The organism is Marinobacter sp. UBA3607 (genome assembly GCF_002375525.1).
In the GTDB taxonomy this organism is placed as follows: Bacteria; Pseudomonadota; Gammaproteobacteria; order Pseudomonadales; family Oleiphilaceae; genus Marinobacter; species Marinobacter vinifirmus.
Map to the genome: position 1 here is coordinate 1 of NZ_DFLY01000034.1, position 12,867 is coordinate 12,867.

Genomic DNA, 12,867 nt, shown 5'->3' on the forward strand with positions numbered 1-12,867 from the left:
ACCGGCGACTTCCTGGGCAAGGATCGCAAGCTGCGCCTGCAGGCCGGTGACCTTCTGGCCGTGCGCTCTGCCGGTGCTTACGGCTTTGTGATGGCCTCCAACTACAACACCCGAAACCGCCCGCCGGAACTGATGGTGGATGGTGACAAGGTGCACGTGGTCCGGCGCCGGGAAACCCTGGAAGACCAGCTGGCTCCTGAAAGTTGTCTGCCGGAATGAGCGGGGAACCGGAGATGAACCAGCAAAGACGGAATCAGGGGCCGCTGCTGAGGTTCACCAAGATGCACGGCCTGGGCAACGATTTCATGGTGGTGGATGCCATCAGCCAGCCGTTTCGCCTGCGCCCGGAAATGATCCGGGAGCTGGCCGACCGTAACTTTGGCATTGGCTTTGACCAGCTGCTGGTGGTGGAGCCGCCCGGATTACCGGATGTCGACTTCCGCTACCGGATCTTCAATGCCGACGGTTCGGAAGTGGAGCAGTGCGGCAACGGCGCCCGCTGTTTTGCCCGCTTTGTGCGGGATCAGCGCCTGACCAACAAGCGGGTGGTGCGGGTACAGACCGCCAAGGGCGTGATTGAACTGAAAATTGGCAAAGACGGCATGGTGATGGTGAACATGGGCGTGCCGGAACTGAACCCGCCCGCCATTCCCTTTGCCGCCGACCGCCAGAAAACCGTGTACACGGTGGAAGTGGACGGCCAGCAGATTGAATTGTCGGCGGTGTCTATGGGCAATCCCCACGGTGTGCTGGTGGTGGACGACGTGGATACCGCGCCGGTGGCCAGCCTGGGGCCGGCGCTGGAGAAGCATCCGCGGTTCCCGGCCCGGGCCAATATCGGTTTCCTGCAGATTGTGGATCGTAGCCACGCCCGGCTTCGGGTGTTCGAACGGGGCTCCGGTGAAACCCTGGCCTGCGGCAGCGGTGCCTGTGCTGCAGTGGTTGCCGGCCAGTTGTGCGGCTTGCTGGATGCCCGGGTAGATGTGGAACTGCGTGGCGGGCGCCTGGTGATCGAATGGCAGGGTGAGGGTACCCCTGTTATGATGGAAGGCCCGGCGACAACAGTATTTGAAGGCCAGTTACGACTGCCGGGCGAGGCTCCGCCGCGCCGGCGCAAAGGCCCTCGCAGCCCTAAAACAAGGTCCTGACAGCTCAGGAGAACACGATGACAGAACAAACGGCCCGCCAGAAGGTCGCAGAACTCACCCGTGAGCAGGTAGCGGATTATCTGCGCGACAACCCTGATTTCTTTGTCGACCAGGATGAACTGCTGCGCACCCTGACCCTGCCTCACGACAGTGGACGTGCGATTTCCCTGGTGGAACGCCAGGTTCATCTGTTCCGTGAGCAGCGCGATACCCTGCGCCGGGAGCTGGTCGAGCTGGTCTCGATTGCCCGCCACAACGACCGGCTGTTCGAGAAGAGCAAGCGCCTGCTGCTGCAGGTGATCGAAGCCCGAAACCTGAACGACATGGCGGCGGCTATCGATGACAGTATCCGCAGTGATTTCGGGCTGGATGCCGCGTCTGTCTTGCTGTTCAGTAATGATGAACTGCCCGGTTCCGGCCAGGGTGCCCTGCATGTTGTCAATGCCGACCTGGCACAGGAACGACTGGGTAGCCTGCTGGATGGTGAGCGGGCGGTGTGCGGACAGTTCCGGGAGAATGAGCGGGAATTCCTGTTCCCGGACCGGGACGAACCAATCGCCTCGGTCGCCCTGATGCCACTGCGCCATGAAGGCCTGGTCGGGGTGTTTGCGGTGGGTAGCTGCGAGTCGGGTTATTTTGACCAGAGCATGGGGTCGCTGTTCCTGAGTTATATCAGCGATACCCTGAGCCGCCTGCTGCCGCCCATGCTCAAACGCCATGGCTCCGGCGCATCGGTGTCTGACCTGGCGGTGGAAAGCGGTCAGGGGTGACCTTGGAGGTTGACCCCGGCGCCCTCGACACCCCCGGCACGCCGCCCGGGGCCCTGGCCGCGCCGCTGTCGGGCTTTATCCGCCACCTGCAATCAGAAAAGCGGCACTCCGCGCGCACCTGCGATAATTACCAGCGTGACCTGCAGCGCCTGGCGCTCTGGCTGACAGGGGGCGGTTGCGATTGCTGGGCGGACCTGTCCAGCCACGACGTCCGCCGGTATGTCGCCCACCTCAGCAAAGGCGGCCTTGGCGGCCGCAGCATTGCCCGCCACCTATCTTCTGTTCGTCGCTTCTACCAGTATCTGCTCAGGGAAGGCCTGGCCCGGGATAACCCGGCGCTGGATATCCGGGCCCCGAAAACCGGTCGCCGGTTGCCGAAAGTGGCCGATGTCGACCAGATCAACCAGTTGCTGGAAGTAAATTCGGACGATCCGCTGGAAGTCCGGGATCTGGCCATGTTCGAACTGATGTATTCCTCAGGCCTGCGGCTGGCAGAACTGGCCGGGCTTGACCTGGTCTCCCTGGACCTCAAAGGCCGGGAGGTGAGGGTGCTGGGTAAGGGGAGCAAGGAACGGATTCTGCCGGTGGGCGGCAAGGCGGTAACGGCCCTGAACAGCTGGCTGGCACTGCGGTCGTCCCTGGCGCCGGAAGGCGAGCCCGCAGTGTTTGTCAGCCAGCGGGGTGATCGCCTGAGCCGGCGCAGCATCCAGGCCCGGCTGGCCCGCTGGGGTGTGTTGCAGGGGGCCGACCAGCGCCTGCACCCGCACCTGCTCCGGCATTCCTTTGCCAGCCACATGCTGGAATCCAGTGGTGACCTGCGGGCCGTGCAGGAATTGCTGGGCCATGCCGATATCGCAACCACCCAGGTGTATACCCACCTGGATTTTCAGCACCTGGCCAGGGTCTATGACCAGAGCCATCCCCGGGCCAGGCGCCGGCGCGGGGGTTCGGGTTCCGGCGAGAGTTGAAACCGGGCGTCAGTGCCTTAGCATGGCATCGAGCTCGTCAATGATTTCTGCCCAGTCACTGTCTTCTTCCAGGCCTTCCTCCAGGAAGTGGGACTGGGCCTCGGACCAGAACGGGGCATCCTGCAGCGCGATTTCCGAGGGCAGTGGCGAGTGACGGCCAATGAAGTCTTCGATGCTGGCTTTGTCTGCCGGCATGCCAAGTTGTTTGAACAGGGTGCTCAGGCTATGTTTGCTGGTGTCCATGGAAGTGCCCTCTGTGATGGGTTGGCAAAATGCAATGTACCCCGTTTACGGGTATGGTTTCCTGAAATGTAGTGGACCCGCCGAGGATATCCAGTGAAGTCTGTTTCACAGTTATTGTTCTGCCTGCTGTTTCTGGTATTTCAAGGGGCCGCGCTGGCAGATCCGCCACTGGCCGCGCCGGACCCGGTGCTGGGCGTGGAAGACCTGGAGTGGCTGGAGCAGCAGGACAGCTTCCGGGTAGGCATCCGCCACAGCCAGGTACCCCTGGTGTTCGATACCGGCGATGGCCCCCTGGCGGGTATCTGGATCGATTACCTGCAGCGGATTGAAAACAAGCTGGGGGTGCTGGTAGAGCCGGAACTCCTGGATGGCTCCGGTAACCAGCCAGAGCCGGATATCATCCTGACCACCCGCATTCCCGATGCCCCGGTGATTCCGGGCGTGCGCCATACGGCGCCGCTGATGTCGCTCACCTATGGGGTCTTTGTGAATGCCGGAGCGGCGGCAATCCGCGGCCCGTCAGACCTTGAAGGCAGCCGGGTGGCCATTGTCGGTGACGACCCCAACCAGTACCCGCTGCTGGACCCGGTGAACAACTTTACCCCGGTGCCGGCGGCCAATCTTGGCGAAGCTGTCAGCCTGCTGCTGTCGGGCAAGGCGGATGCGTTTCTGGGGCCGGTGCCGGTGGTGTCCGACTACCTGGAATCGGCAATGATCAACGGCGTTGGCCTGTCCTTGCTGCTCGACCACCGGGAGGTGGATGTCGTGTTGCAGGTGCCCATCGAAGAAGCCAACCTGTTCCGGGTGTTCGACCGCGCCATTACCGCCCTCGGCCACCAGGAACATCGCAGCATCCGGCAGTCCTGGTTGCAGGCCAGCGCGCCGGAGATGGACGCCGGTAACCAGTCCCTTGGTAGTTCAGAGCGGGCCTGGCTGAAAGCCAATCCCGGGCTGAAGGTGGGCGTCCGGTCAGACTGGCCGCCCTTCGAATTCCAGCAGGACGGCCGGCCCGCCGGGCTGGTGGTCGACCTGCTCAAGCGCCTGGAGCAGGACCTGGACATCCGCTTTGAATATGTTCCGGTGGATAGCCGCAGTGCCTCGGAAGAACAGCTGAAATCCGGTGAAGTGGATGTCCTGCCAGGCATGTCCCGAACACCCCGTACCGAGCAGGATTTCCTGTTTACCCGGGCCTATGTGAACGTACCCATTGCCCTGGCGATTCGGGACACCGGGCGGTTTATCGGGGATTTGCGGGAGTTGCGTGACGAGCGGGTAGGGGTGGTCAATCGCCAGGCCAGCCATGATTACCTGCTGATCAATCATCCGAACCTCGACATTTATCCGCAGCAAACTGTAGAAGAAGGCTTGCTGGCGCTGTCTAACGGCGACCTGGACGTGATGGTGACCCATATCCCGGCGGTCAGTTACACCGTCGCCCGGTTGGGGCTGACCAATCTGCGTATTACCAGCATCACCCCGTACCAGTACGACCTGCGGTTAGCCGTGGGCCAGTCGGCCCAGCAGTTGCACCGGATACTGAACAAGGCCCTGAGTGGTTTGCCGGCATCGGAAACCGAGGCGGTTTACAACCGCTGGATTCACCTGGATATCGAGCAGGAAGCCGACTACACCGTGGTGCGCCGGATTATCCTGATCGCCATCGTGGTGGTGCTGATCTTCCTGTACTGGAACCGAAAGCTGTCGCTGGAAGTCGACGAGCGGATCCGGTCCGAGAATGCCCTTAGGCGAAGTGAAGACGAGCTGCGGGCAGCCAAGTTGGAGGCGGAGCGGCTGGCGCGGCAGGCCGAAGCCGCAAGCCGCTCCAAAAGCGAATTCCTGGCCAATATGTCCCATGAAATCCGGACGCCGATGAACGCGGTAATCGGCTACAGCGACCTGCTGTATAACTCGGTTACCGACCCCCAGCAACGTAACTACCTCAACGCCATCCGTGCCGGCAGCCGCAGCCTGCTGATGCTGATTAACGACATCCTGGACCTGTCCCGGATTGAAGCCGGCAAGATGCGCCTGGACTTTGGCCCCGTGTCGGTGCGCCGGCTGTTGAGCGATGTCCGCCACATCTTCGATCTGCGCGCCACCGAGCAGGGCATCACCCTGGAAGTGAGCGTTGGCAAGAAAATGCCGGCGGCCATGATGCTGGATGAAACCCGGCTGCGGCAGGTGCTGTTCAACCTGGTGGGTAACGCTATCAAGTTCACCCACGAGGGTGGGGTCACCGTTCGGGCCGTGGCGAGCGAGCTGGACGAACCGGGCGGGGAAGACTCCGAAACCCGGTATTACCGGCTGGTGGTGACGGTGGCCGATACCGGCATTGGCATTGCACCAGACCAGCAGGAGCGCATTTTTGACGCCTTCGAACAACAGGAAGGCCAGAGCTCCCGGCGTTACGGCGGCACCGGGCTGGGCCTGGCAATCAGCCGTAAACTGGTGGAAATGATGGGCGGCGAGCTGACGGTGGAGAGTGAGTCGGACGTGGGGTCGACCTTCTCGGTGGTATTGCCCCGGGTGGAGGCTACCGTTGAACAGGTGGAAGACGACGGTACGCCGAAAGAATCGGAGCGGTTACTGGCCCAGACCATGAGCATTCAGGAGCGGGGCTGGTTGCGGGAAAAGCTGGCGGAAGACTTCGGTAACGAATGGCAAGACGTTCGAGAGAGTGGCGACCCGGAACAGATGAAAGACTTTGCCCTGAGAGTGGTCGAGTGGGGCCAGCGTTATCGATCCCCGTCGGTGACCCGGTACGGTGAGAAGTTGCTGTCGGATGTGGAAGCCTTCAACCTGGACGCTGTTAATACCGCGCTGGAAGCCTTCCCGCACCTGCTGGGCCAGAGCTGAGGCAGCTCTGGCTTACAGGCAGTCGAACTGGGACTGGCGGTCGAAGGCAACCGACACCATGTCGTAACCGGAATCCGACAATGAGCGGATCAGGTCGCGGTCTTTAAGCAGGGTCATGCAGACTTTGTGTACGCTGGCCTGAAGCTGTTCGCTGGCCGGCTCCTGGCCGGTGAAGCGGAAGTCCACCACCAGGTATTTGCGATCCACTGCCGCAAGTTCAGGAATGTCTTCCCGCTCGATGCTTTCAAAGCCGATGTAGGTGGCTTCGTTGTCCGCGAAAACGCCGCTCATCAGAACATCCAGGTTTTCTGCCTGAGCTGCGGGTGCCGTCAGTGCGATGACCGCGGCGGAAGCAAGGGATGGCAACAGGGCACGCATGGTTATTCTCCTTGGGTCGCGCCTTAAATCCGTGTAACGCAATGTAACAGATTATTAAGTTAGATTGTTGCAGAGGATTTGGCAATTTTCCTCCGGTGAGCTCCGGATTTTTCAATTGTTTGCAATCTTCAGGCATTTTTGCGGTTCACCAGGCTGGCCTGTTCCGGCAATGGTTTTCAGCTATCATTGGCCCATTGGTCTGCGAAAAATAACGAGGCATAACTATGTTCCAGCTTGTGTTCAAAGGGGAGTGCGTGCCGGGCACCGACCCTGCTGCGGTTCGTAATAACGCAAAGGCCCTATTCAAGGCCAGTGTCGAGCAGCTTGACCGCATGTTCAGCGGTCAGCCGGTGGTTATCCGCAACAAGCTTGAGCAGGTGCAGGCTGAAAAATACCAGGCGGTTCTGAAAAAGCATGGCATGGTGGCCTATGTGCAACCGATGGCCGGTGCAGCGCCATCCAGGCCGCAGCCACGGCAGGAACCGGCACCGTCGGCACCGGAACGCCCTGCCAGCCCGGCGCCGGCAGCTACCGGCGCTGCGCAGGACGCTCCCGCCCGAACCGGTAAAACGCCCGAACCGGAGCCCGGTGACCGACTGCCCGTTGCGGGTGAAAAAGTGGATGACATCCTGGCCGGTTCCGGCCTGAGCCTGGACCCGCCCGGAGTCACGTTGGTGGAACACCAGGAAGCCGAAGCCCCCATGTTTGAGCATCTGGACGACTGGACCCTGGCGCCGCCCGGCACCGACCTTGGCGTAGACCGGGTGGTTCCGCCGCCGGTTGTGCCGGATATCTCCCACCTTTCCCTTGCCGACGATGACAAGAAAAAGCACTGATCGCCCGATCTTGAGCCCCCCGAAGCTGTTCGCCATTGCGCTGACGTTGCTGGCCATGCTGGCAGCGCCAGCCTGGGCCCAGTCGCGGCCCGAGGTTCGCCCCAAGGTGGGTCTGGTGCTCAGTGGCGGCGGCGCCAAGGGCATGGCCCATGTAGGTGTGTTGCGTGCGCTGGAAGAAATGAAGGTGCCGGTGGACATGGTGGTGGGCACCAGCGCCGGCTCTGCGGTGGCGGCCCTGTATGCCTCCGGTATGCCGGTGGAGGAAATAGAACGCCGGTTTATCGAGCTGGACTGGCTGTCCAGTTTCCGGGACGACCCCGGCCGTGCCTACAAGCCGGTGCGGCGCAAGCAGGATGACTGGCGTTTGCCGCTGGCCCCCGGCCTGGGGGTGAGCATGGACGGTATCCGGCTGGGTGGCGGCCTGGTGACCGGCCAGAACCTGGGTTTTATCCTGAACGAACTGACCCGCAATGCCGCGCTGGTGGAGGATTTCGATGAGCTTTCGATCCCGTTCCGGGCGGTGGCCACCGACCTGGAAACCGGGGTGGAAGTGGTGATCGGCAGTGGCGACCTGGCCGAAGCCATCCGGGCCAGTATGAGCATACCGGGAGTCTACGCGCCGGTAGAACGGAGCGGCCGGCTGCTGGTAGACGGTGGTGTAGCCAACAACCTGCCGGTTAGCGTGGCCCGGGACATGGGCGCCGATATCATCATTGCCGTGGATATCACCGACCCGCTGCTGACCAATGAGGAAATGCAGGAAGCGTCTTCGGTGATTGGCCAGCTGACCACCATGATGACCCGCCGTAATACCGACGATCAGCTGGCCCGGCTGACCGACAGCGACATACTCATCCGGCCGGACCTGGAAGGGCACTCCTCTGCTGACTTTTTTGATGGCCCGGTACTGTTCGAGCTGGGCGCGACCGCTGCCCGCGAACATGCGGTGGCGCTGAACCGGCTGGCGGTTTCCGGCCCGGCCTGGCAGGCCTGGCGGGATTCGGTCGAAGGCGGCATGTGGCAGCCGGGGCCGATCGCCCGGATCGAGTTCACACAGGGTGACCGCCTGGCCAGTGAATTCCTGCGCGAGCGGATTCGCCAGCAAGCCGGTGAGCCACTGGATGTCGAACAGCTGGAAGATGACCTGAAACGCATCTACGGCCTGGGCTACTACGAGACAGTGTCCTGGTCGATGCGCCCCTCTGACGAGGGCCCGGTGCTGATGGTGCGGGCCCGGGAGAAAAGCTGGGGGCCGAACTACCTGTCGTTTGGCCTCAACTACGAAGACAACTTTGACGGCGACACCCGTTTTAACCTGGCCGCGGGCCTGCGTATGACCGAACTGAACCAGCTGGGAGCCGAGTGGCAGACCGCCGCGCAGCTGGGTACCCAGCCCTGGGTGCGCACCCAGTGGTACCAGCCGCTGGATTACGGCTATGACCGGTTCGCGGTGCTGGGCGTGGAATACCGCCAGGATGATTACAGCGTATACCAGGATGGCGAGCGGATTGCCGAGATTGATGTTGGCTTCCGCCAGATAGACCTGGCGGTAGGTATGGAGCTGGGCCGCAACGGTGAAGTGCGCCTGGGCTACGTGCGCGGGCTGGCGTCAGTGGACGATGAGTTGGGTGCGTCGGTGGCACCTTCCAGCCATGTTCATCAGGGCTACGCCAGTGTGCAGTTGGTTCACGACTCCCTGAGCGATACCTTTTACCCGAAATCCGGTGCCTTTGCCGGTATCCGGGGCCGTTTTGAGCGAGACGGGCTGGGTTCTGACCGGGAGTTCGATTCGGTGACCGGCATGCTCCTGGGCACCGGCACCTGGGGCCGGTTCAACCTCACCGGCCTGGCGTACACCCGGCAGGTGGTCAGTGGTGAGCCGGGTATCGAGAATGCGGCCCGCCTGGGTGGCTTCCGGCAGCTGTCGGCCTATGCGCCGGGTGAAATCACCGGTAACGATGCGGCACTATTGTCGGCCTATGCCCGGCGGGAATTCGGCGGGCCGGTGATGCCCTGGTTCGCCGGCGTGGGCTTTGAAACCGGTAACGCCTGGGACACCATGGACGACGCGCGCTGGTCTGGCCTGGTACGATCCTGGAGCCTGTTTGCCGGGGTGAATACCTTCCTGGGCCCGGTGCAGCTGGCCGGCGCCTATAATAATGAAGATGACTGGACCGCCTACTTGAACATCGGCTTCTCGTTTACCCAGCTGTTCTACTGATCCAGCGCCGTCAGTACCTGGTCGCTTTGCTGTTGTGCGTAGCTGTGCAGCAGCGAAGCCAGTGCCTCTTCGTCCCGGTCACGAATGGCCTGGATCGACTCTTCCATATGCTTCAGGTTGTCTTCCAGAACCTGCTTCCCGCCCTGGCGGAAGGCTACAAACGCGCAGCGCTTGGCCGATGGCCACAGGTCTTCAATGGCAGAGACAATAAAGTAGTTGTCTGCGTAGGCCAGCGAGGCCTTGGTGTACTCGATGCCCAGCTCCAGGAACGCCATCAGGTCGTTGTTCTGGTAGCAAGCCTGCATCTGGCTGTGCAGTGATTCCAGCCGGGCCATGTCTTCGGGTTGCCATTGCCGCACCAGTTTGCGGCCGGTGTGGGTCAGGTACAGCTCCAGGGTTTCGTACAGGCTTCTGACGAAGTGTTCGTCCAGCGGGGTTACGAAGGCGCCTTTGCGGGGCACGTTCCTGACCAGGTGGCGTTTTTCCAGCAGCAGCAGGCCTTCGCGGATGGAGCCGTGGCTTACGTCCATTTCCTTGGCCATGGCGCTTTCGTAGATGCGCTCGCCGGAACGGAGCTGGCCAAAGGCAATCAGGTTCTCGATGTGGCGGGCGACCTGCTCGGTCAGGGTCTCACGGGGTTTGAATGCGGTCATGGAGTATCGGTTGTTGTCTTGCCGGTTTTCGGGCGGTCATATTGGCACAAGCCTGCACTGAGAACCAGTTCAAAGAAGCGGTGCCAGCAACCGTACGGCACGACAGCCCAGGCGGAACGGAAGTGAGCGGTCCTGGTAGTCGCTTTCGGTCATCAGCCGGCACTGTTTCAGGTCGTCTTCCAGCATTTGCTCTACCTGCCCGATGAACTCCGGGTGGGTGTTGATGGCCATGATCTCGAAGTTCAGGCGCATGGAGCGGTTATCCATGTTGGCGGTGCCCAGGGCCGCATAGCGGTCGTCCACCAGTACCACCTTCTGGTGCATGAAGCCCGGCTGGTAACGATAGATGCCGATACCGGCCTGGCTGGCCTGCACCAGGTAGGAATAGGCCGCTACCCGGATCAGCGGGCTGTCGGATTTCTCCGGAATCAGGATGCGTACATCCACGCCACGAAGTGCCGCCAGCTGCAGCGCGTTCATGATCTGGAAATCCGGCACGAAGTAGGGCGAGGCGATCCACAGCCGGGTTCGGGCGTTGTTGATGCAGTTCAGGAAAAACAGGGTGCAGGTTTCCCAGGTGTCGGCCGGGCCGGAGGGCAGTACCAGCACTTCCTGCTGCCCCGGAGGTGGCTCTGCCGGCGCCCATTCCAGCTCGGGACGGTCGTTGCTGGCCCAGTTCCAGTCTTCCAGCCAGGCCAGTTGCAGGCCGATGACCGCCGGCCCTTCGATACGGCAGTGGGTATCCCGCCAGGGCTCCTGGTCCATGGCAGTTCCAAGATATTCGTCGCCCAGGTTGATGCCACCGACAAAGCCGGTGTGGCCGTCACACACCAGCAGCTTGCGATGGTTGCGGAAGTTGATCTGGAAGCGCCGGCGGCGGATGTTGCCGTCGCCAAAGGAGGCAACCCGTGCCCCGGCGGCGCTCAGTTCGTTGAGCCAGCGGCGGGACAGGGAGACACTGCCGATGTCATCGTACAGAAACCACACCGACACACCTTCCGCCAGCTTGCGCTCCAGGATTTCCTTGATCCGGTGGCCCACCTTATCGGAGCGCACCATGTAAAACTCCAGCAGGATGTAGTGGGTGGCCTGCTCCATGGCTTCGAACAGGGCCTCGAAGGTGGCCTCGCCATCCCGCAGCAGTGTGCAGCGGTTACCGCTGGTAAACGGCTGCCGGCTGAGTTTGCACAGCACCTGCAGTTCATCGCTGAAGTGCCGGTCGCCGGGCTTGGCGATCGACGTGCTCTGGTTTTCAAAGGTGTCCAGCAGGTCAGACAAATCCTTGTTGCCCATGCGCCGGGCCTTTACGTAGCCGCCAAAGCGGATACGCCCGAACAACAGGAACGCCGGCACGGCCAGGTAGGGCAGGCCCAGCAGGGCAATAATCCAGGCAATGGCGCCCTGGGAGGTACGGTAGGTCAGCAGAATGCGATAGATGCAGGCGATGGCTGCCAGGTACAGCAATGCCAGGGGGATGGCGAGCCAGGACAGGGTATCACCGGTCATGCGCTTGCCTCCTGGTGCCTGGCCCGGTATTGCGCGGGGGCCAGGCCGGTCCAGCGCTTGAAGGCGCGGCTGAAGGCGCTGAGTTCGGAGAACCCGAGCAGGAAGGCAATTTCGCCCAGGGCATATTGATCGTCGGCAACATAGCGCAGCGCCTTGTCTTTGCGGACCTGTTCCACCAGGTCGTGGAAGCTCAGGCCTTCTTTTTTCAGCCGGCGGTACAGGGTTTGCCGGCTCATGTGGCATTGCCTGGCCAGGGTGTCGGCGTCAATGCGATCGGTCGACATTTGCCGGGAGATCAGCCGGCGTACTTTGCGGCTGAATGACCGGCGGGTTTGCAGCCGGGCCAGTACGGCGTTTACCTGTTTCAGTACCGCCGAATACACATAGGGGTTGCGGTGTGGAATACGGTGCCCCAGGTGCTTGCTGGCAAAGGCCATGCGGGTAATGCCACAGCCGAACAGCACCTGGCCGCCGAACAGCTTCTGGTATTCCGCGGCGTAATCCGGTTCCGGGTGGGCAATTTCCACCCAGTCTGCCTCGATGCCCCGATGAATATAGTGCCGGGTGCGGCACAGGGCGGCGGCCAGGGTGCGGTCCATGTCCTGCCGGCAGTAGTGGGCGGGGTTATCCGGTTGCCAGGTCAGAATGGCCTGCTCCGGCGTCTGCTCGAAGCTGAGCGTCACCGATTCGTTGATCAGTCGGTGCAGCCTTACGTACTGGACAACGGCTTCCCCCAGGGTGTCGCAATTGAAGAACACATGGCCTACCAGCCCCATGCGTTCCGGGTCGATCACTTGCCCTGCGTGCAGGCCTACGCCCGGGTCTGCGGTCAGCTGCTCGGCCAGTTTCCATAGCTGGTAGTGAATGCTGGCGGGAATGCGCAGGTCCGGGTCATCCAGTTCTTCCAGGCGCACCCCTGCGATGTCTTCCACCCGGGCACGGTCCAGCAGGCCCCGCTTTTCGAGGTAATGCACCAGCGCAAGGGTGCTGGAGGCCGCCACATGGGGCGTTGTTGCTGGATCCGCTTGGGGATGCATGGTGTTCGCTGGCTCCGCGGTTCGGTTCAGGCTGATACAAAATGTCAAACGATTGGCACAGCTGGTCAACGGGTATCAACACCTTAAACGATAGCATGTGTGGCATCAGGTTGAAGTAGCCATAACGCCAATTGGAGGTGTTGTATGACACAGGAAATCTTTGTTCCCCGTACCCAGAGCGAGCGCGAAAACATCGTGGCGCTGGCTGAATATCTGGACAGCATCTTCTATTGCTGATTTCTCAGTCGTAA

General features: G+C 61.9%; 11 protein-coding genes and 1 pseudogene. 7 read left to right on the top strand and 5 right to left on the bottom strand.

Annotation, left to right across the window (positions count from 1 at the left end):
* The 4 genes and pseudogenes from B2589_RS13130 to xerC form a co-directional block, all read left to right on the top strand.
* Positions 1-219, top strand: a pseudogene (locus B2589_RS13130) (diaminopimelate decarboxylase); the annotation flags it as partial.
* Positions 220-233: 14 nt separating this feature from the next.
* Entirely contained in the window at positions 234-1,148 is a 915-nt protein-coding gene (gene dapF, locus B2589_RS13135) for a diaminopimelate epimerase (RefSeq protein WP_286816894.1), read from the top strand.
* Between the two features lie 17 nt (positions 1,149-1,165).
* On the top strand, positions 1,166-1,918 hold the full coding sequence (locus B2589_RS13140; protein ID WP_286816895.1) for a DUF484 family protein: 753 nt from the start codon (positions 1,166-1,168) through the stop codon (positions 1,916-1,918).
* 2 nt (positions 1,919-1,920) lie between these two features.
* A complete protein-coding gene (gene xerC, locus B2589_RS13145) occupies positions 1,921-2,886 on the top strand; it encodes a tyrosine recombinase XerC (RefSeq protein WP_414673960.1) in 966 nt (321 codons plus the stop codon).
* Between the two features lie 9 nt (positions 2,887-2,895).
* On the opposite strand, the gene B2589_RS13150 is transcribed toward xerC, so the two are convergent.
* Entirely contained in the window at positions 2,896-3,129 is a 234-nt protein-coding gene (locus B2589_RS13150; protein ID WP_286816896.1) for a DUF2789 domain-containing protein, read from the bottom strand.
* Between the two features lie 93 nt (positions 3,130-3,222).
* On the opposite strand from B2589_RS13150, the gene B2589_RS13155 reads away from it, so the two are divergent.
* A complete protein-coding gene (locus B2589_RS13155; protein WP_286816897.1) occupies positions 3,223-5,985 on the top strand; it encodes an ATP-binding protein in 2,763 nt (920 codons plus the stop codon).
* A gap of 12 nt (positions 5,986-5,997) precedes the next feature.
* Here B2589_RS13155 and B2589_RS13160 read toward each other — a convergent pair whose 3' ends face one another.
* Positions 5,998-6,363: a hypothetical protein gene (locus tag B2589_RS13160; RefSeq protein WP_058339950.1), complete on the bottom strand. Its 366-nt coding sequence runs from the start codon at positions 6,361-6,363 to the stop codon at positions 5,998-6,000.
* A 224-nt stretch (positions 6,364-6,587) separates the two neighbouring features.
* On the opposite strand from B2589_RS13160, the gene B2589_RS13165 reads away from it, so the two are divergent.
* Entirely contained in the window at positions 6,588-7,199 is a 612-nt protein-coding gene (locus tag B2589_RS13165; protein WP_273133121.1) for a hypothetical protein, read from the top strand.
* Positions 7,180-9,420 (top strand): patatin-like phospholipase family protein, encoded by a 2,241-nt coding sequence (locus B2589_RS13170; RefSeq protein ID WP_414673961.1) that lies wholly within the window; start codon positions 7,180-7,182, stop codon positions 9,418-9,420. The genes B2589_RS13165 and B2589_RS13170 overlap by 20 nt, the downstream gene beginning before the upstream one ends.
* Here the strand turns inward: B2589_RS13170 and B2589_RS13175 are convergent.
* The 3 genes from B2589_RS13175 to B2589_RS13185 all read right to left on the bottom strand — a co-directional run bounded on the left by B2589_RS13175 (position 9,414) and on the right by B2589_RS13185 (position 12,616).
* Entirely contained in the window at positions 9,414-10,073 is a 660-nt protein-coding gene (locus B2589_RS13175; protein WP_273133120.1) for a GntR family transcriptional regulator, read from the bottom strand. The two genes, B2589_RS13170 and B2589_RS13175, sit on opposite strands and share 7 nt — an antisense overlap.
* Before the next feature lie 69 nt (positions 10,074-10,142).
* Complete coding sequence (gene cls, locus B2589_RS13180; RefSeq protein ID WP_286816898.1) at positions 10,143-11,579, bottom strand: cardiolipin synthase; 1,437 nt, start codon at positions 11,577-11,579, stop codon at positions 10,143-10,145.
* Positions 11,576-12,616, bottom strand: coding sequence for an AraC family transcriptional regulator (locus B2589_RS13185; protein WP_286816899.1), 1,041 nt, complete (start codon positions 12,614-12,616; stop codon positions 11,576-11,578). The genes cls and B2589_RS13185 overlap by 4 nt, the downstream gene beginning before the upstream one ends.
* Positions 12,617-12,867 lie beyond the last annotated feature (251 nt).